General features: G+C 30.7%; 20 protein-coding genes. 9 read left to right on the top strand and 11 right to left on the bottom strand.

The window, feature by feature from the left end; all coding sequences use genetic code 11:
* Positions 1-49: 49 nt before the first annotated feature.
* Together EU98_RS05890 and EU98_RS09655 are read right to left on the bottom strand one after the other, a co-directional pair.
* Entirely contained in the window at positions 50-412 is a 363-nt protein-coding gene (locus tag EU98_RS05890; protein ID WP_032515470.1) for a hypothetical protein, read from the bottom strand.
* Between the two features lie 83 nt (positions 413-495).
* Positions 496-633, bottom strand: a complete 138-nt coding sequence (locus tag EU98_RS09655; protein ID WP_072165447.1) for a hypothetical protein — start codon at positions 631-633, stop codon at positions 496-498.
* A gap of 188 nt (positions 634-821) precedes the next feature.
* Between EU98_RS09655 and EU98_RS05895 the strand changes: the two genes are divergently transcribed.
* Together EU98_RS05895 and EU98_RS05900 are read left to right on the top strand one after the other, a co-directional pair.
* A complete protein-coding gene (locus EU98_RS05895; protein ID WP_032515469.1) occupies positions 822-1,283 on the top strand; it encodes a DUF883 C-terminal domain-containing protein in 462 nt (153 codons plus the stop codon).
* Between the two features lies 1 nt (position 1,284).
* Positions 1,285-1,671 carry a phage holin family protein gene (locus EU98_RS05900; protein ID WP_025946546.1) on the top strand — a complete coding sequence of 129 codons (387 nt, stop codon included), beginning with the start codon at positions 1,285-1,287 and terminating at the stop codon, positions 1,669-1,671.
* 1 nt (position 1,672) lies between these two features.
* Here EU98_RS05900 and EU98_RS05905 read toward each other — a convergent pair whose 3' ends face one another.
* Both EU98_RS05905 and EU98_RS05910 read right to left on the bottom strand, forming a co-directional pair.
* A complete protein-coding gene (locus tag EU98_RS05905; protein WP_032515468.1) occupies positions 1,673-2,797 on the bottom strand; it encodes a THUMP domain-containing class I SAM-dependent RNA methyltransferase in 1,125 nt (374 codons plus the stop codon).
* A gap of 627 nt (positions 2,798-3,424) precedes the next feature.
* Complete coding sequence (locus EU98_RS05910) at positions 3,425-4,387, bottom strand: aldo/keto reductase (RefSeq protein ID WP_032515467.1); 963 nt, start codon at positions 4,385-4,387, stop codon at positions 3,425-3,427.
* Between the two features lie 150 nt (positions 4,388-4,537).
* On the opposite strand from EU98_RS05910, the gene EU98_RS0108870 reads away from it, so the two are divergent.
* A complete protein-coding gene (locus EU98_RS0108870) occupies positions 4,538-5,209 on the top strand; it encodes a ParA family protein (RefSeq protein WP_032515466.1) in 672 nt (223 codons plus the stop codon).
* Between the two features lie 375 nt (positions 5,210-5,584).
* Here the strand turns inward: EU98_RS0108870 and EU98_RS0108865 are convergent, their stop codons facing one another.
* On the bottom strand, positions 5,585-6,010 hold the full coding sequence (locus EU98_RS0108865) for a hypothetical protein (RefSeq protein WP_032515465.1): 426 nt from the start codon (positions 6,008-6,010) through the stop codon (positions 5,585-5,587).
* Between the two features lie 27 nt (positions 6,011-6,037).
* The gene (locus EU98_RS05915; RefSeq protein WP_002808254.1) at positions 6,038-6,331 is read right to left on the bottom strand and encodes an MTH1187 family thiamine-binding protein; all 294 of its coding nucleotides are present in this window, start codon (positions 6,329-6,331) and stop codon (positions 6,038-6,040) included.
* Positions 6,332-6,640: 309 nt separating this feature from the next.
* Here EU98_RS05915 and EU98_RS05920 point away from each other — a divergent pair, with 309 nt between their 5' ends.
* Complete coding sequence (locus EU98_RS05920; protein WP_025934672.1) at positions 6,641-6,823, top strand: hypothetical protein; 183 nt, start codon at positions 6,641-6,643, stop codon at positions 6,821-6,823.
* Between the two features lie 38 nt (positions 6,824-6,861).
* Entirely contained in the window at positions 6,862-7,029 is a 168-nt protein-coding gene (locus tag EU98_RS09820) for a hypothetical protein (protein WP_193743003.1), read from the top strand.
* A gap of 395 nt (positions 7,030-7,424) precedes the next feature.
* Here EU98_RS09820 and EU98_RS05925 read toward each other — a convergent pair whose 3' ends face one another.
* Together EU98_RS05925 and argJ are read right to left on the bottom strand one after the other, a co-directional pair.
* Positions 7,425-8,255 carry a class I SAM-dependent methyltransferase gene (locus tag EU98_RS05925; protein ID WP_032515464.1) on the bottom strand — a complete coding sequence of 277 codons (831 nt, stop codon included), beginning with the start codon at positions 8,253-8,255 and terminating at the stop codon, positions 7,425-7,427.
* A 149-nt stretch (positions 8,256-8,404) separates the two neighbouring features.
* The gene (gene argJ / locus EU98_RS05930) at positions 8,405-9,643 is read right to left on the bottom strand and encodes a bifunctional glutamate N-acetyltransferase/amino-acid acetyltransferase ArgJ (RefSeq protein ID WP_032515463.1); all 1,239 of its coding nucleotides are present in this window, start codon (positions 9,641-9,643) and stop codon (positions 8,405-8,407) included.
* Positions 9,644-9,719: 76 nt separating this feature from the next.
* On the opposite strand from argJ, the gene coaE reads away from it, so the two are divergent.
* Positions 9,720-10,337, top strand: a complete 618-nt coding sequence (gene coaE, locus EU98_RS05935) for a dephospho-CoA kinase (RefSeq protein WP_032515462.1) — start codon at positions 9,720-9,722, stop codon at positions 10,335-10,337.
* Between the two features lie 3 nt (positions 10,338-10,340).
* Here the strand turns inward: coaE and gatB are convergent, their stop codons facing one another.
* A complete protein-coding gene (gene gatB / locus EU98_RS05940) occupies positions 10,341-11,813 on the bottom strand; it encodes an Asp-tRNA(Asn)/Glu-tRNA(Gln) amidotransferase subunit GatB (protein ID WP_032515494.1) in 1,473 nt (490 codons plus the stop codon).
* 79 nt (positions 11,814-11,892) lie between these two features.
* Here gatB and thiO point away from each other — a divergent pair, with 79 nt between their 5' ends.
* Complete coding sequence (gene thiO / locus EU98_RS05945) at positions 11,893-13,002, top strand: glycine oxidase ThiO (protein WP_032515461.1); 1,110 nt, start codon at positions 11,893-11,895, stop codon at positions 13,000-13,002.
* Positions 13,003-13,005: 3 nt separating this feature from the next.
* On the opposite strand, the gene ndk is transcribed toward thiO, so the two are convergent.
* A complete protein-coding gene (ndk, locus tag EU98_RS05950; protein WP_025932884.1) occupies positions 13,006-13,464 on the bottom strand; it encodes a nucleoside-diphosphate kinase in 459 nt (152 codons plus the stop codon).
* Positions 13,465-13,586: 122 nt separating this feature from the next.
* Here ndk and speA point away from each other — a divergent pair, with 122 nt between their 5' ends.
* Positions 13,587-15,533: a biosynthetic arginine decarboxylase gene (gene speA, locus EU98_RS05955; RefSeq protein ID WP_032515460.1), complete on the top strand. Its 1,947-nt coding sequence runs from the start codon at positions 13,587-13,589 to the stop codon at positions 15,531-15,533.
* Here speA and alaS read toward each other — a convergent pair.
* Positions 15,518-18,178, bottom strand: coding sequence for an alanine--tRNA ligase (alaS, locus tag EU98_RS05960; protein ID WP_032515459.1), 2,661 nt, complete (start codon positions 18,176-18,178; stop codon positions 15,518-15,520). The genes speA and alaS overlap by 16 nt on opposite strands.
* Positions 18,179-18,297: 119 nt before the next feature.
* On the opposite strand from alaS, the gene EU98_RS0108860 reads away from it, so the two are divergent.
* A partial coding sequence (locus EU98_RS0108860; protein ID WP_032515458.1) for an FprA family A-type flavoprotein occupies positions 18,298-19,099 on the top strand: 802 nt, incomplete at its 3' end.

Below are 19,099 nucleotides of genomic sequence, written 5' to 3'. Positions count from 1 at the left end.
ATTTGCAAAAATTCTCAATAGGAATATTACGTTTATTTATAAATAAGTATTAAAAACTTTTGCTCAATCTGCAAAAATTACCCGAAATTTCAAACAAGCCATAAAGAAGTTCACCATCCAAGATGAATCTATAATGTTCAGAGTCCAAGTTATCAGAAACTCTTTTAAATATTCCATGATCAATTCTTTTTACAAACCCTCTATTATTAGAAAGTTCATGTTCTATCCTAGATAACCATACAAGTCTATGATTTGGCTGCTTGATAATTTCTATAGAAGCTTGATTTAATAAAGGTAGTTTTAAAAATTTCCAAGTTAAACAATCTATACCATTTTCAACAAGAAAATCATAATGAATATCGAACGAGTTAGCAGAATAAACTTTATGTTCAAGCAAAACCCAATTATTCATTACCTAATTAATAAATAAACTGAATCTATTTTCAAAACAAAGTTGAGATAAAGATATATTTTATTAAAGATAGTTCCTGTTATTTAATTACTTGCATCAGGTACAAATCTTAAAGCAATGAAAAGCAAACTTCCAGCTCCAGCGATAGCTGCAGCAACTAATCCAAAATCTGTAGGGATTGTGCGAGATGCAAAAATTAATGATGCAAATGTAATAGCCATGATGAAATTTAAACTCATTTAATAAATTCAGTAATAGCTTAACAAAACCTTCTTGCAGAACAGAGTAGATAAATAAAATGTAAATAAACTTTTATATGTTTTTATTTTATATAAATAGAACAATTCTTTAGATAAGGGTTCCAAATTAAGAAAATAGGGTCTAATCTTAAAATAAATAAGTTTAAATAATGGAGACTTACCATCCTCCCAAAGAAGTAGAAGAAAAAGAAAATAACTCTGATCTTCCTGAAAGAGAGGTTCTCTCGGAAAAATGGTTACTCGAAAAAATTGACAGTTTAATACCTTTAATAAAAGAAAAATGGCCTAACATTGCACAACAAACCCTTGAAGCCACAAAAGGGAGTATTGACGATTTAGTTGAAGTAATAGCAAGCCATAGTGGAACCTCAGCAATTAGAATAAAAAGCCAACTATTTGAAATAATTGATTCAATAAGAGAAAACAATTGGGAAATATCAGAAAAAATTGAGCCTATAGAAAGTCAATTAGAAGAATTATTAGAAGAACTTAATGATACACTTAGACCAAAAATAGAAAGTCCTATAAGAAAAAAACCATTATTATCTATTGCTATTGCGGCTGGTATTGGTTTACTAATAGGAACGCTCCTAAACAGTGGTAGAAAATAATATGGAAAAACCAAAAAATAAAAACTTTACAAATACCGCTTCAAGAATTTCAGCGATTGCAAGTTCAGTTATGGATTTGCATGTAAGAATAGCTCTTCAAGAAGTAGATAGAGAAAAAAGAAGATTAATTAGTGGTGGAATATTTTTGGCAATTGGCAGCACATTATTATTATTAGTACTAATTTGCATCCATATTATTTTCTACCTTTTTCTAACAAAATATAATAACTGGAATATTGAATATAATTTATTACTCATAATATTTATCGATTTAGTTCTTGCAGGCTTAAGTTTAAAACTTGGAGGAAAATTAGCCAAAGGACCATATCTTCCTCAAACATTAGAGGGTTTAGGCAAGACAACAAAAGCCGTTTTAGGCAAAAAATAAATTACCTTATTAAATACTTTATCCATCTACAATCAATTCCCCCATTACTAACAGGAATTTTCAATGAAGATTTCATTTTCAAATATTTTGTTAGTTTTGGATTTCCACTTAGCAGCCAAAATTCCCAACCTGAAAAATTATTCTTTAGGAAGATTCCCATTTGCTCATATAAATAAATCAATTCATTTTCATCGCCTAATTTTTTGCCATATGGAGGATTACATATGATTATCCCAGGTGTGCAAGTTAATTGGAGTGCTAAAAAATCATTATTTATAAGCTCAATATAATTTTCTAATCCAGCTAATGATATGTTTACATTCGCCTGCTCAAAAACCTTTTTATTAATTTCACACCCTATTATTGTTGGTAATTTTTCATAATTTATAATTTTATTTTTTGCCTTATTTTTTTCATTAAGATAAACATCTTTCCTAAAGTCCAACCAATTCTCAAAAAGATATACTTGATCAATATTTATGGGAACTCCAAGGAATTGGTTGACTGCCTCAATTAAAAAAGTTCCCGAGCCACACATAAAATCTATTAATGGAACTTTGCCATTCCATTGAGTCATATTTATCAATCCAGAAGCTAAATTTTCTTTTAATGGAGCATTTCCAATTGCGGGTCTATAGCCTCTTTTGTGTAAACTTTCTACACTGCTTTGAAGACTGAGAATTGCTTTATTATTATTTAAATGCAGATGAATTATAAAATCAGGATTATCTAGAGAAATATTTGATCTTTTATTCCAAACTGCCTGTTGCAAATCAGTTATAGAATTTTTTACTTCAAGAGCAGTGAAATGAGTATGACTTAAAGAAGATGTTCTCCCAGATACTTGAACATTAAACGTTTTATCAAAGTGCAACCAATTTAACCAATCAAATGAATCTCTAACTCCCGCATATAAAGATTGCTTGTCATAGCAATTAAAACTTGCAATTTCTCTATAAAAACGAAAAGCTAATCTGGAATAGAAATGAACTCTATAAAAAGTTTCAAAATCACATTCAAAATTAATAAATCTTTTATAAGTATTAATATTAAAGCCGCCTAAATTTGAAATTTCTTCTGCTAAAGATTTCTCTAGTCCCTCCGGAGATGATGCCACTACATTCATATACGATAAAACTTAGTAAAAAAACTATTCAATAACCATTTTGCCTGTCAGAATATAAATGTCCAATTGGACTAGGTGATCTCAACCGATGTTTCGGACAGCGGTTCGATTCCGCTCAACTCCACTATTTGGGGTTGTAATGGTTTCGACGGGGCATAAGGAAGGTGACTGAAGCCGGCTCGGTTAGAGCAAAAACACAAATGCTAACAAAATCGTTAGTTTCTCCCGTCAAACAGCACCAGTTGCTGCTTGACCCTAAAGGAGATGGGGTTATATCAGCCTTATCAACCAAATGATACGAGGAGTCTGGAAGGACTCCACTTTTTTAAATAACTAAGAAGTTGTAGTAGATAATTTATGAGTATGTAAATATTGCTGCAATTACTTGTATTAAAAAGAATTTTTTTCATTTTATAGGTATAAATACTGAGAAGATAAGTTTTAAATTAATTTATCTTATTAAGAAATCCAATCTTGCAAAATGGAATCACATAAAAAACTAAATGACTTCATAATAAATCTCAAACCAAAAGTTATTAGATTCACTGGTGAAAAATTTCCCAATGAACTATGGAATAGTGGTTGTCAAATCAAAAAAAATAAGAACATATCTAGGTAAAAATTTAATTAATTACTCGAAAAAGGATTTTTCGGCATTTTTTTTAAACATTTTTTTGAAACTTCCTGAAGTACTTTAAATTCATTTTTTTTTAAATTCCAATTAAATACATTAGATACATCTATAACTTGAGATTTTTTTCGCATTCCAACTAGCGGAATAGTTCCTTGATAACAACACCAATTAATTGCTACTTGCGCTTGGGAAACTGATCTTTGATGCGCAATTCTTTTTAGACACCTCCGCAATTCATATGTTGGTTTTTTATAGTTTTCAAATAAGGAATTACGAATAAAACTTTTTTCTTTATTTTCTTCTTTATCCGGATCAATACAAAGTATTCCAAAGGACAAAGGACTATAAGCAAAGAAATCAATATTATTTTCGTCGCAAATTTTTTTTACCTGATATTGTTTTCCTAAATCGGGAGCAAGCAAAGAAAACTGTATTTGAACACTCTTTAGGTGCTGATCTCTTTTTGCTAAAAAATTAATTAATTGCATCAATCTTTTAGGGCCTATATTTGATAAACCTATTTGAAAATCAAAGCCTTCATCTTTTAAATCGCAAAGATTATTCAACAGCCCTAATTCCTGCCAAGGATTGTATTTTGCAGTTGACCAATGTAATTGCACTATATCTAATTTATTATTAAGTCTCTCTAAACTTTTCAAAAAAGGTTTATTGAAGCCTCTGTTACCTATTCTCCAGGGATAAGGTGCAAGTTTGGTTGCTATTTGAATTCTTTTTTTCTTTGCTGAAGGAGTATTTAGTAAAAATTTTCCTATCAACAATTCACTTCTGCCCTGAAGATTCCCAGTACCGTAAGAATCTGCAGTATCAATTAGATCGAAACCTCTTCGTAACGCTTCATCATATGTCTCACGTAAATCATCGTCATTTGTAGATTGGTAATTCCAGAAAAGCTTATTCCCCCAAGACCACGTACCTAATCCAATTCTTTTCTTCACTAGCCAATTTAAATAAGGAACTTTATAAGGTTATCTAAAAATATTAACTTCTTTAAAATATTTCAAAAAATAAGTTTTAAAGCATTAAAAATCAATTTCTCTTGACATTAAGAAATTATTCTCCAAAGTAAGAGAAATAAAAATAAAAAATTGTTCATTACCGTTTGCGGACAAAAAGGAGGGGTGGCCAAGACCTGTACAAGTATTCACCTTGCAAGCGTTTGGCATTCTGAAGGTAAAAAAGTTTGCATAGTCGATGCTGACAAGAATAGATCTGCTTTAGCATACGCATCAAGAGGCAATCTTCCATTTCCAGTTTTCCCCGTGAGTTCTGCTGCTAAAGCATCAAGATCATCAGAAATTGTAATAACTGATGGACAGGCTAGCAGTGATCAAGAAGAACTTAAACACTTAGCGTATGGTTCAGATTTAGTTATCTTACCTACAACTGCAAAAGCAAGATCAGTAGAATTAACTGTTGAACTAGCAAATTTATTAAGCAACTTAAAAGTTAACCATGCAGTAGTAATTGTAAAAGTTGATTTCAGACAGCAAAAAGCAGCGCAACAAGCCAAAGCGGCTCTAGAAAATTTTGGTTTGTATGTTTTTGATAAGTTTATACCCTTACTTTCAGCATTTGATAAAGCAGAAGCCTCGGGCAATGCTGTATTTGAAGCTGTAGACGATTTAGGTAGATCAGATCCTCGTCGAATGACGGGCTGGTCTGCTTATTGTTCAATTGCCTCACAAATTCCATGCCTGATTTCGAAGCCCTCATCCGACACCAACAACTTAAACAACCAACAACCAATCAGCGCTTAAAAGTAGTTGATTCTCCTAATTTTGAAGAAGAAAAAAAAGAAGAAGCTATAATTAGACAATCTGGATTATTAGTTAATTTTTTTGGAGGTTTTATAGGCTCTGTAATTGGAACTTTAACAATACTGTTTCTATATATTAATGAATATCTACCATTAGATTTACTAAAACTTAAGTAGTATTAGCTATTCATTGCTATACAAAGATAATCACTCAAAATTGACTGCAACAACTGACTTTTTATAAGTCAATACGATTGTAAGCAAAGTGTAAGTGGTAATTAAAAAGTGAAATATTGACATGATTTCTTATCAGTATATTTTGTTTCTTGTAACTTAAGGTTCTTGAAACACTTAAATTACGCGCAGTTTCAACGTTTCAAGGATTAAAGTCTCTACATTTTGACCTTTCGTTTTCATAATTTTTTATAGCAGTATCCCATTCTGATAAATCTGCTTCTTTCCCAGAAATATATAATTCCATTTGTTTCGAATAGTTTGCTGATTCAATTCGACTATTGATTGAAGTATTGCAAAAAATTATACTTCCAAATTTTTCATAGTCCGCATAATCTCTATTCGCAGCAAATTCAGCATTTCCCCTTAACTTATCTAATGCTTTATATTCCAAATCCTCAATACTAGGTTTTGGACGGAGTAAGAATGCTTTATATTCCAAATTCTCAATGCTAGGTTTTGAACGGAGTAAGGATTGGTTCGCTTGTGCATTTAGATATGCAAAAAGGCAAACACAAATAAGAACAACAGCAAATGCTCTTATTAACCAAGTGTTAGTTTTATCCATCATTATATTAATTTCGCTCTTTTTCCATTATTTATCTAATACACTTTTTACTTTATCTGAGAATTTTTGTTCTTTATCAGTTCTAGTATTTACTTTCATTGTTGTATAAATTCTAGGCGCACCTTTTGAATGAATTTTTTTATGGCATTTTTTAACACATTCAAATACTTTATCCCAATCTCCCTCTATTGCAGTTCCATTCGCTCCTAATTCATAGTTAAGGCCTTCATTTTTGATAACTTCAATACACTCTTTTATATAAGGAGATAGGGAAGTTCCAACTCCAATAGGGACTAAACATAAATCAATACTTACAAACATAATTACTTCCTATTTTGATAAATCTAACCATTCATATCCTAAATACTAATGTCGATAAAATGTAGCAAAAAGAATGAGTAAAAGTTTACTAAAAATAAAATAAGAGGGCATTTGTTTGCCCTCTTCGAGTCGTATGCACCTCGCTGTCCACAAAGTCGATGAAGTGCTTTTGACTCCTGAATTATTTCTACTCCTACTGAACGAGAAAAGATAGTCGTGACAACCACAAAGCACTTCTAATCGGGTAATAATACTCTATGAATTTCAAGTCAATAGGAGGACAATATAGATATAGATCTAGGAGGTCTTATGAAACTATTCAATCAATTTAACATTCTTCCAAGATACTTAACTGCATTTAATTATGCAGGATTAAATCTAAACGAAACTCCAAAAGAACTTGAGAAATGCACCCCTGAGTTTCAAAACTTTTGGGAGAAAGAATGTAGAGAACATCCAACAAATCAAAATTGTTTAATTTACTGCGACTGAGTTATTAATTTTTAGTCTTTATTAAAAAAGGAGGTTTTATGAAACTAACTACTCCATTCACAATTCTCAATCGTACATTCAATGAGATAGATTTAATCAGAGATGTAATGAAGAAAAGAAAATTGGCAACTGAAAGATTGCATGATGACTATAGAAAAATGTTCAAAAACAAAGAACATCCAACCATAGTTAATGGATATGTTTAACCTAGTGCGACTAAATTAAATTAGTAATAATAAGTCCTAATTTAATGTAAGCAGACCGTAAACAACATATTAATAATCTTCAAATCAATTAATATAACTACGTTTTAGGGTTAAGTTGTATATTCGCTATTGATTTCCACTGACCTTGAAAACAATTGGTATGACTAGCATCACTACTACAAAATTAGTGTTATACAGGTGTTACAAAGTTTCAGTCAACTAACAAAACACACTGATATGACTAGAGTAGTGTTATAAAAAAGTTATAAAGACCTCTTGAGTTAGTTACATTTAGAGAGATAAATCAAACGGAAGAAGATATAAAGAATTATGCGGAAGTTATACACCGAAAAAGGCCAAGCAGGAGTCAACACAACTTATAATTAAACCAAGAATTATTTCTTAGAAAATTCCAATTTCATATAAGGTATAAAATTTGGAAAAAGTTTAAAAATATTCAATATCCCTAAACCTTTAAGGAAAATTGCAACTGCACCTACTATTTTTTGTCTTTTTCTGAATTCTCGATCATTCATGATTCTTTCAACCAAAAAATCTAAGATTGATAAATTATCATAAATTTTTAGATTTTTGGTATGAATTGAATCTTTAATATGATTAATAACCTCTCTTTTTTTTACAAAATTAAGTGATTTCCATAAGCCAATACATTCGTTTTTCTTTTCATAACTTCTAATATATTTTTGAAAAATGAAGGATGTTATTCCTTTATTAAATAAAATAGGAACTTTAAAATGACTTTCATATGGAAAACCATAATTTGGGCATAGGACTATAATTTTTCCATCTTGTGTTAAAAGACAACTAATCTTGTCTAAAAAGTTCCGCCAATCATAAAGATGTTCAAAAACATTGACGCAAAAAATTAGATCATATTTACGACTATAGGATAATTCTTTATATCCAATATTTTTAATTGATACTCCATTTTTTTTTGATAATGAATTCAATTTAGTTAGAGAACTGAATCCATCTCCAAAGGGTTCTATCCCTTCAAAATTTATATCTTTAAAATTTTCTAATAATAAATTTAGCAGTATGCCACTACCGCAACCAATTTCTAAAACATTATCATTTTTTTTAAGTTTTTTACAATATTCTTTTATATGAAAAAAACCAAATAATGCTTCATTTACCCACATATCACACATTTTTAAATTTAAAGAGCGTATTTTCCTTAAAAAAATAGATGAATCTTCTTTCATATAAATTGTTTAATAAAAAATTTTCATTATAATTTGCAGTCTACTAAATCGTAATCTTTACGAATATTTCAAATAGAAATCTAGTGTTATATTGGTGTTATATGGTTTTTAGTATCCTTGTAATCTATTGCTATGACTACAGTTTGGGGTTAGGTAGTGTATTCGCTATTGATTTCAACATATTTTTTAGAAAGATCGCATCCCCAAGCTGTGCCTTTCGATTCGCCAGAATTTAGATTAAGCATAATTTTTACAATATCATCTACCAAATATCTACCTTTCATTCTGGACTTAATATAGTCTGTGACTCTTTGTGGATCATATTTATTTAACTGGCCTTTTTCCAAAATGTGAGCGTTTCCTATATACAAGTCAACGTCATCTAAATTAAATTTAACTCCAGAATTACCTGCAGCAGAAATGATTCGTCCCCAATTTGGATCACAACCATGTATCGCAGTTTTTACCAAGGCAGAATTACAAATAGATTTCGCGAGCATAATTGCATCATCTGTATTTTTTGCTCCTTGAACCAAAACTTCTAATAAACAATTTGCTCCCTCTCCATCCCTTGCAATATTTTTTGCCAAGTTCTGACATACAATATCAATCCCTTGTTGGATAATTGGAAAAAACCTTTTTTCAATTTTCTCTCCTGCATTTATTCCAACAAAAGAATCATTTGTGCTTGTCTCTCCATCAACTGATATTGCATTAAAAGATTTTTGAACCGCAATAGCAATCATTTTGTCCCATTCTTCTTTTTGAATGCCCGTATCACAGGTTAGGAAAGCAAGCATTGTAGCCATGTTGGGGTAAATCATTCCTGAACCTTTTGCAAATCCTGCTATTTTTATTTTTCTACCTTGAATAATCGTCTCTATTGACACTTTTTTCAAAGTCAAATCAGTAGTTAAAATTGCTTCTGCTGCATTTTCAAAATTATTACCCTTTAAATCACTAACTAAATTCGGTAAATTTTTTACTAAATCATTTATTTTTATTGGAACACCAATTACACCAGTTGAGCACATTAAAACTTCTTCTTCTTTTATTCCTAAAAGTTCCGCAATCTTTCCTGTAGCAATTTGAAAATGTTGAATACCAAGATTTCCTGTACATGCATTTGCTTGACCAGAATTAATTAGTATTGCTCTTACAAAACCTGAAGTTGTTTTAATCCTTTCCTCACAAATATCCACACAAGAAGCTCGAACTATTGATTGGGTAAACATCCCACTAAAAATACTTCCTTCAGGAGCGAGTATTAGTGCTAAATCTTTTTTATTAGAAGCTTTTAAACCAGCAGATATCCCAGCGAAAAGAAACCCCTTGGGTGTCACCTTACTGTCATCAACAAACGACCAATTGGAATCTAACTGGCTCAAGCTTTTTGGTATTTTAATTCATACTAACTACTCTTTAATACTAAAGAAACTAAGTAATTAGATTATTATTAATTATATGGATATTCTTCAAAAATTAAAAAACAACCAAAGAAGGATTGGTTTAACAGGAGGTATTGCAAGTGGTAAGACAACCATAACTAATTACATAAGAAAACATAAAAACATACCAATATTAGATGCAGATCATTTTTCAAGAGAATTAATCAAACCAAACACATATGGATATAAGAAAATTTTAGATTATTTTGGAAATAAAATTATTGATAATAAAAGCAATTCAGAAAGGGAAATAAACAGAAAACTTTTAAGGAACATTATTTTTAAACATTCAGCAAGCAAGGAATGGATTGAAAAACTACTTCACCCCTTAATTAAAGAAAGAATGATAGAAGAATGCAGTCAATACAAAAATAATCAAACTATAGTATTGGCTATTCCATTATTGTTTGAAGCAAAATTTGAAGATATTTGCACTGAAATATGGTTAGTTAAATGTCCTAAAGAAATACAAAAAAACAGACTTATAACAAGAGATAAAATTAGTGAAAAAGAAGCATATGAATTGATAAATTTTCAATTAAGTTTTGAAGAAAAAAGAAAATTCTCAGATATTATTTTAGAGAATTCAGATGATCAAAATAAATGGATCAATACGATAAAAGAGCTTCTTTAAGCTTTAGCTATTTAATTTTTCCATAAGAAGTTTATTTGCAAGTTTAGGGTCAGCTTTACCTTTTGTTCTTTTCATAAGTTGCCCAACAAAAAAACCAAGTAACTTAGTTTTGCCATTTTTAAATGCTTGAACTTCATTTGGATGTTCATTTATAAGTTCATCAATTATTGGTGAAATACTTGAAGAATCAGATATCATTGCCAACCCTTTTTCTTCAACTAATTTTTTTGGGGAAATATTTTTTTGAATAAGTTCAGGTAAAATTTCTTTTGCAATTTTTCCACTAATTATATTTTTTGAAATCATGTTAATCATTTCAGCAAGATTTTCAGGACTAAGCTTTAATTCACTAAAACTTAGTTTGTTTGATTTTAAATAGCCCACAATATCACTTGTTACCCAATTTGAAGCTAATTTAGCCTCAGCACCATTTGCTACTGTTTGTTCAAAAAAGTTTGCCATGCTTATTTCATCAGAAATTACCCTGGCATCATATGCAGACAACCCAAATTGACTTACGTATTTATATCTTTTCTTTGAAGGTAATTCTGGTAGTTCTTTAAACCATATTTCTTGTTGGGCTTTTGTTATTTCAATTGGACCTAAGTCAGGATCAGGAAAATATCTATAGTCACTGCTACCTTCTTTTAATCTCATACTTTTCGTTAATTGCTTAGCTTCATCCCATAACCTAGTTTCTTGGAAAATTTTTCCTCCATTTTCATAAACTTCTATTTGTCTTGCTATTTCATAATCACAAGCCTTTTGAATTGCAGAAAATGAATTCATATTTTTTATTTCCACTTTGGTGCCAAAAGGAGCATTGGGTCCTTTTCTAACTGAAATATTGACATCGCAGCGTAATGAACCCTCTTGCATATTTCCGTCTGATACCCCCAGATATCTAACTGTTCTTCTAATCTCTGAAGCATATTCAGATGCCTCTTTACCTGATCTAATGTCTGGTTTACTTACAATCTCACAAAGTGCTATTCCGGCACGATTATAATCAACTAAAGAATACTTAGAGCCGGCTAATCTATCACTTCCTGAATGAACTAGTTTTCCGGCGTCTTCTTCCATATGTAGCCTTTCTATACCAATTTTTTTGATATAAGGTTCTTTGTCCTTTTCAATTATTTCAACTTCTAACCAACCATTTTCAGCTAGTGGCTCATCAAATTGTGAAATTTGATAATTTTTAGGAAGATCAGGATAAAAATATTGTTTTCTATCAAATTTACAATGTTCTGCAACGTTTAAATTTAATGCTAACGAAGTTTTTACAGCATACTCAAGAACAGTCTCATTCAGAACTGGAAGAGTTCCTGGCAACCCACAAACTACAGGATCTATATGGGTATTAGGTGCATCACCAAAAGCTGTTGACGCAGATGTGAATATTTTGCTTTTCGTATTAAGCTGTACATGAGTTTCCAAACCAATCACAGCTTCCCAAGATTCCAAATTGTTCATTATTAAAAGTCTCTTTATTAATATTATTGGATATAAAGGAAAAGAGGACCAAAACACAAATAAAAATATTAATTTTTAAATGGCACAAGAAACCAAAAATTCAATATTAATAATTGGAGGTGGACTTTTAGGTTTATCCATTGCTTATGAATTTTCTAGAAATAACTTCAAAGTTTTAGTTTTAAGCAAAAACAGAAATGAATCAGCTGGATTTGTTGCTGCAGGAATGTTAGCTACTCATGCCGAAGGGCTCGAAGATGAATTACTAAAATTTGGCCAAGAAAGTCAAAATCTAATTCCAAAGTGGATACGAAGTATTGAACAAGATAGTAATATTAAATGCGGTTTAAAAAAATGTGGCATAGTAGTTCCTTTTAAAAACAAAGAAGATCTTGAAGAGTTTCCCACTTATAAATATGGAAAATATTTAAATCACAAAGATCTTCAAACAGAAATCAATGGAATGAATTCTATTTGGAAACATGGTTTACTTTTTGAACAAGATGGTCAAATAGATAACCGAAGAAAACTGATGCGTGCTCTTGAGAGAGCATGCTCCTTGAATGGAGTCGAATTTCAAGAGGGATCAGAAGTAGAGGATTTGACATTCGAAAAAAACAAAATTACAGGTGCAACAGTTTTATGTGCCACTGGGGAAATAAAAAAAATTAACTGCGAAAAAGCAATTATATGCAGCGGTGCGTGGAGCAAAAAAATTTTTAATAAGATTCCAGTCTTTCCTGTAAAGGGACAAATGCTATCAATACAAGGTCCAACAAATTTTTTGAAAAGGGTTATTTTTGGTCCAAAAACTTATCTAGTTCCGCGTGATGATGGACTTATTATAGTTGGAGCGACAGTTGAAAAAGATTCAAAATTTAATCAAGGTAATACTCCTAATGGAATAAAACAACTGCAAGAAGGCATTCGCTCTTTATTGCCAGAAGCTATTAATTGGCCACAAATGGAACATTGGTGGGGCTTTAGACCTTGCACACCAGATCTAAAACCAATAATTGGAAAATCAAAAATTGAAAATCTTTATATAGCTACAGGACATTACAGAAATGGAGTTTTATTTTCTGCAATAACAAGTGATCTTCTTTTGAAAATAGTTCAAAATAAAAATCTCAAAGAAATAGAGAAAAGCTTTTTAGAAAAATTTAGTTTAGATAGATTTGCGATTTAAATTTTAATTTTCAGATCGCCATTTCGAATCAGAAGTTTCCCACTCACATAATTCCTCTTCGTTAAACCATAGATCAATTTCAAATTTTGCTGTATCTTCTCCATCAGAACCATGAATAATATTCCTCCCAATATCAATAGCTAAATCACCTCTAATTGTTCCAGGCTCTGCTTCCAGAGGTTTTGTTGCACCTATTAGTTTTCTTGCACTCAAAATAACTCCTTCGCCTTCCCACACCATTGCTACAACAGGACCACTTGAAATAAAGTCTACTAAATCACCAAAAAAGGGTCTTTCTCTATGTACTCCATAATGATTTTGAGCAAGTTCTTTTGAAGGAATTAATTGCTTTAATCCAACCAATTTAAATCCTTTTTTTTCAAATCTGCCAATAATCTCAGAAACATATCCTCTTTGAACTCCATCTGGTTTAATTGCAATAAAGGTTCTCTCTTTAGTCATTTAGTTAATAATCACTCTATGTATATTCAACTTTTGGGTGGTAACTTGGCAAGTAATCATTAAAATAAAAGATATTGTTTTAAGTTATTTTCAAAAACATTTATTAATCACTAAGACATAAATTGACCAATTTTGAGCCGAAAAAATTAAAGAATATTTGGACTATTGAAGATAGTATTGCGACTTATAACATAGACAAATGGGGAGATAAATATTTTTCTATAAATTCCAAAGGAAATATATCAGTAACTAAAGATATAAAATCTGAAAATAAGATTGATCTTTTTAAGCTTGTGAAAGAACTTAAGAGTAGAGAAATAAATCCTCCATTAATCATAAGATTTAATGATATCTTGAAGGATCGAATTAATGCATTACATGACTCTTTTTTAAAAGCAATAAAAACCTATAAATATAAGAACATTTATCAAGGCGTTTTTCCTGTCAAATGTAATCAACAGAAAAATGTCCTAGAAAAGATAATAGAGTTTGGTAGCCAATGGAATTTTGGTTTAGAAGTAGGAAGTAAATCAGAACTATTAATTGGCCTTGCACTTCTTGAAAACCAAAATTCATTATTGATATGCAACGGATATAAAGATAAAAAATATATTGAGATTGCTACTTTGGCCAGAAAACTCGGCAAAAATCCAATAATAGTTATTGAACAACGAGACGAGGTAAAAAGAATTATCCAAGCAGTTCAAGAACTTAACGCGACTCCATTGATAGGAATAAGAGCAAAGTTATCAAGTAAAAGTAGTGGTAGGTGGGGTAAATCTATTGGAGATAATTCCAAATTTGGATTATCAATCCCAGAAATTATGTTGACAATAAAAGAACTAAAAGAAGCAAATCTTATCAATGAAATGAAATTGCTCCATTTTCATATAGGCAGTCAAATAAGTGATATTGCTGTGATCAAAGACGCATTACAAGAAGCGAGTCAAATATATGTTGAACTATGCAAACTAGGAGCCCCAATGCAATATATCGACGTTGGGGGTGGATTAGGAATAGATTTTGATGGAACTAAAACCTCCTCCAACACTTCTACTAATTATTCGCTCCAAAATTATGCTAACGATGTAATTGCAACTATTAAGGATTCATGTGAATTAAATAATATCAAGCATCCAACCATAATCTCAGAAAGTGGAAGAGCAATAATTAGTCATTGTTCAGTTTTAATTTTTAATGTCTTAGGAACAAGTCATGTCAGTTCCAAACTACAAATTTTTGATAAAAAAAATCAACAATTAATAATTTCAAATTTACTTGATACTTTCTATGAATTAAAAAAACTTAAAAATAAAAAAATAAATTTATCTCAAATAATTGAACTATGGAATGATGCAAAAAAGTTTAAAGAAGATTGCTTAGTCGCTTTTAGATTAGGATTTTTAAGTTTGGCAGAAAGAGCTTATGCCGAAGAACTTACTTGGGCTTGTGCAAAAGAAATTTCTAATAACCTGAATAATGATGAAATCAATCACCCTGATTTATCTGAAATTACAGAAACTCTTGCATCAACTTATTATGCAAATTTATCTATCTTTAAATCTATTCCTGATAGCTGGGCAATAAATCAGATTTTTCCAATAGTACCAATACATAGGCACTTAGAGGAGCCGTTCTGCAAAGGCAACTTTGCAGATTTAACTTGTGATTCAGATGGGAAACTAAATAATTTTATTGATAATGGAAAAATTAAATCACTACTAAATTTGCATAAGCCAGAAGAAGATAAAGATTACCTAATTGGAATTTTTATGACTGGAGCCTATCAAGAAGCATTAGGAAACTTGCACAATTTATTTGGCAATACCAACGTAGTTCATATAGACATAAATCAAGATAATTCATATAAAGTCAGAAATATTATTAAAGAGGACAGTAAATCTGAAATTTTACAATTATTAGATTACAGTTCAGCTTCTTTGGTTGAATCTATAAGAATTAATACTGAATCAGCAATTGATCAAAAAAAATTAACTATTGAAGAAGCAAGGAAATTAATGGATCAAATCGAAATTAGTCTCAGAAAAAGTAGTTATTTATCAGAATGATTAGCTAATGTTTTTTGCAAATAATTTTTAGCATAATCTAAAGCATCACTTAACTTATCAATATCTTTAGCACCTGCTTGAGCAAAGTTAGGCTTTCCTCCTCCACCTCCTGAACAAATTCTTGCAATCTCATTAATTAATTTACCTGCATGCAATCCTATTTTTACTACATCATCACCTAAAGAAACTACAAATAACAACTTTCTATTTTCTGGATTTGGTATTCCCCCAAGAATCACTATTGCTTTATTTCCTAAATGAGAAGTTAAATTAAGTGCTGCAGATTGCAAAGAATTCCCATCTAAGCCATCAATCTGATTTACTAAAATTGAAAAAGAATTTACTATTTCTGCGGATGATTTTATAGAAGAGTATTTAAAATATGCAATTTCATCTTTCATTTTTTGTATCTCTTTATTCTTATTAATAAGCTCTGCTTGCAAATTATTAACCCTTTCAAAAAGTTGATTAGGATTTGCTTTTAACAAATCACTTAGTTGGTTTACTAATGCATTTCTATCACTGAAATAATCTAATGCTGATTGGCCTGATAATGCTTCGATTCTTCTGACTCCAGCTGAGATTCCTTCCTCACTAATTATTTTGAAAGAACCTAATTCGGATGTAGTTTTAACATGTGTGCCACCACAAAGTTCCATTGAAACTCCTGGTACATTAACGACGCGCACTTCATCATCATATTTTTCTCCAAACATGGCGACTGCGCCCTTTTCAAGAGCCTCACTCTTAGACATATTTTTTATTTCTAGGGCATGATTTTCCATAATCCAAGAGTTAACTAAAGTCTCAATCTTAGAAATTTGATCTTTAGAAATAGGATTAGAGGAATTAAAGTCAAATCGTAATTTATTAAAGGCTACTAAAGAACCTTTCTGTCCAACACTTTCATTAATAACTGATTTAAGTGCAGATTGTAATAAATGAGTAGCTGTATGATTTGCAGCAGCCTTAGCTCTATTAGAGGAGCTAACATTAGTCTTAACTTTTTGTCCAATAGTTAATTTTCCTTTTTTGATCGTTCCATAATGTAAAAAAACATTTTTCTTTCGCATGACATTATCAACCAAGACCTCAACATCGTTTGAAAATATCGTTCCAATATCACCAACTTGCCCGCCAGATTCTCCATAAAAAGTTGTCTGATCAAGAACAATTAAAACTTTCTGACCTTCAGTTGCTTCCTTAACTAATGTTGAATCCAAGAATATACCCTTTATTTCAGCTTCCGAAAGGAGTGACTTATAACCATTAAAAACAGTTTTGTTAAAAAGATCTATTTCTCGCTCTAATGATCCCTCCAATGTCAAATCAATATTACTTGAAGCAGCTTTAGCTCTCTCTTTTTGTACATTCATTTCTTCTTCAAAACCCTTTACATCTACACTGATACTATGTTCTTCAGCAATTTCTACAGTAAGTTCTAGAGGAAATCCATAAGTATCATAAAGTTCAAAAGCTTTAAAACCAGAAATTAATTTCTGCCCTGAAGAAATTAACTCATCTAGCAATTTCTCTCCTCTTTCAAGAGTTTCCCTAAATCTTATTTCTTCAATTTTTATCTCATTCAAAATTAAATCATTATTATTTTTTAAATCAGGATAATTATTTTGCATTAAGTTAATTCCGACAGTAGCAATATGAGGTAAAAATTCATTTGTTATACCTAATAATCTGCCATGTCTGACCATTCTTCTAATAAGCCTTCTTAATATATATCCCCTACCGAGATTACTTGCTGATACTCCATCAGAAATTAAATGAATAACAGCTCTTGTATGATCACCAATGATTTTTAAAGAAATTTTGTTTTTATCATCTGAAGAAAAATAATCAATATTTGCAATCTCACAAATTTTTTGAATAATAGGAAAAATTAAATCTGTCTCATAATTATTTTGCTTTTTTTGTAGTATTTGAGCCATCCTTTCAAGACCCATTCCTGTATCAATATTTTTAAATTTTAAATCTGTCAATTTACCATTAGGATCACGATTATATTGCATAAAAACAAGATTATAAAATTCAATAAAACGATCTCCATCTTCTAAATCAATATTCTTCAGACCCTTTTCAGGATGAAAATCATAATAAAGTTCTGAACAAGGTCCACATGGACCTGTTTTGCCAGATGACCAAAAATTATCTTCCTCACCTAGTTTGACTATCCTATCTGGATGGATACCAATTTCATCTCTCCAAATTTTTACAGACTCTTCGTCTTCGTGAAAAACACTCACAATTATATTTTCAACAGAAAGTTGATAAATATTAGTAACTAATTCCCAAGCCCATTGAATAGCCTCTCGTTTAAAATAATCTCCAAAAGAGAAATTACCAAGCATTTCAAAAAAAGTGTGGTGTCTAGCTGTAACTCCAACGTTTTCTATATCGTTTGTTCTGATGCACTTTTGGCTAGATGTAGCCCTTTTTGATGGTCTTTCTTTTAAACCTAAAAAAACTGGTTTAAAAGGTAGCATTCCAGCAATTGTGAGCATAACCGTAGGGTCATCTGGAATCAAAGATGCACTTGGAATGATTTTATGTAATTTTTCACTGTAAAATTTTAAAAAAGCATTTCTTATCTCATCTCCAGTAACTATTTGTTTAATTAATTGAGATGTCATTTATCCAGAATAAGAAGATTAAAAATTAAAGAAAAGCGTAATTTCGGTTATTTCGCAAAGATAATCACGCGAATTTATATTCTATATAACTAAAGTAAATTTATAAAGCTGATTATTCTATGATAGCCTCTGCCCAGACAAGTAATTCTAAATTGGCACAAACTAATAACAAGTTGACGGTTCAATCTCAAAACTTTGCTGATGATTCTTGTGCCATAAGATCTTTGGATTGGGATCGCAGTAGATTTGATATTGAATTTGGTTTAAGAAATGGAACTACATACAATAGTTTTATTATTAAAGGCGAGAAACTAGCAATCATTGATACTAGTCACGCAAAGTTCGAAGAATTATGGTTTGAAGAATTACTGAAAAAGGTAAATCCGCAAGAAGTTGATTATCTAATTACTAGCCATACAGAACCTGATCATTCTGGTTTAATAGGTAATCTTTTAGAATTAAACCAAAATATCACAGTAGTTGGATCAAAATTAGCTCTTAAATTTATTGAAGACCAAATACATATTCCCTTTAAACGTCTAGAGGTTAAGAGTGGAGAGTTTTTAAATCTCGGAACTAATCCTAATAGTGGTTTAGAACATAATATTGAATTTATAAGTGCACCAAATTTGCATTGGCCAGATACCATATTTTCATATGATCACAGCACAAATGTTCTCTATACATGCGATGCTTTTGGACTCCATTATTGTTCTGACGAATTTTTTGACACTGATCAAAAAGAAATATACGATGATTTCCGTTTTTATTACGATTGCCTCATGGGTCCAAACGCTAGAAGCGTTATGCAGGCAATTAAAAGAATAGATAAACTACCTGAATTAAAAACAATAGCTGTTGGTCATGGCCCTTTGCTCCATAATCAGGTCAATTTTTGGAAAGGAAAATATCTAGAATGGA

Origin of the sequence: Prochlorococcus marinus str. MIT 9314, assembly GCF_000760035.1 — a bacterium.
Taxonomy (GTDB): domain Bacteria; phylum Cyanobacteriota; class Cyanobacteriia; order PCC-6307; family Cyanobiaceae; genus Prochlorococcus_A; species Prochlorococcus_A marinus_B.
This window is presented reverse-complemented; position numbering and strand designations above follow the sequence as displayed.

Coding starts and splice junctions, on each gene's coding strand:
- EU98_RS05890 (WP_032515470.1), bottom strand. CDS start 412: ATGAATAATTGGGTTTTGCTTGAACATAAAGTTTATTCTGCTAACTCG.
- EU98_RS09655 (WP_072165447.1), bottom strand. CDS start 633: ATGGCTATTACATTTGCATCATTAATTTTTGCATCTCGCACAATCCCT.
- EU98_RS05895 (WP_032515469.1), top strand. CDS start 822: ATGGAGACTTACCATCCTCCCAAAGAAGTAGAAGAAAAAGAAAATAAC.
- EU98_RS05900 (WP_025946546.1), top strand. CDS start 1,285: ATGGAAAAACCAAAAAATAAAAACTTTACAAATACCGCTTCAAGAATT.
- EU98_RS05905 (WP_032515468.1), bottom strand. CDS start 2,797: ATGAATGTAGTGGCATCATCTCCGGAGGGACTAGAGAAATCTTTAGCA.
- EU98_RS0108865 (WP_032515465.1), bottom strand. CDS start 6,010: ATGGATAAAACTAACACTTGGTTAATAAGAGCATTTGCTGTTGTTCTT.
- EU98_RS05915 (WP_002808254.1), bottom strand. CDS start 6,331: ATGTTTGTAAGTATTGATTTATGTTTAGTCCCTATTGGAGTTGGAACT.
- EU98_RS05920 (WP_025934672.1), top strand. CDS start 6,641: ATGAAACTATTCAATCAATTTAACATTCTTCCAAGATACTTAACTGCA.
- EU98_RS09820 (WP_193743003.1), top strand. CDS start 6,862: ATGAAACTAACTACTCCATTCACAATTCTCAATCGTACATTCAATGAG.
- EU98_RS05925 (WP_032515464.1), bottom strand. CDS start 8,255: ATGAAAGAAGATTCATCTATTTTTTTAAGGAAAATACGCTCTTTAAAT.
- coaE (WP_032515462.1), top strand. CDS start 9,720: ATGGATATTCTTCAAAAATTAAAAAACAACCAAAGAAGGATTGGTTTA.
- gatB (WP_032515494.1), bottom strand. CDS start 11,813: ATGAACAATTTGGAATCTTGGGAAGCTGTGATTGGTTTGGAAACTCAT.
- thiO (WP_032515461.1), top strand. CDS start 11,893: ATGGCACAAGAAACCAAAAATTCAATATTAATAATTGGAGGTGGACTT.
- ndk (WP_025932884.1), bottom strand. CDS start 13,464: ATGACTAAAGAGAGAACCTTTATTGCAATTAAACCAGATGGAGTTCAA.
- alaS (WP_032515459.1), bottom strand. CDS start 18,178: ATGACATCTCAATTAATTAAACAAATAGTTACTGGAGATGAGATAAGA.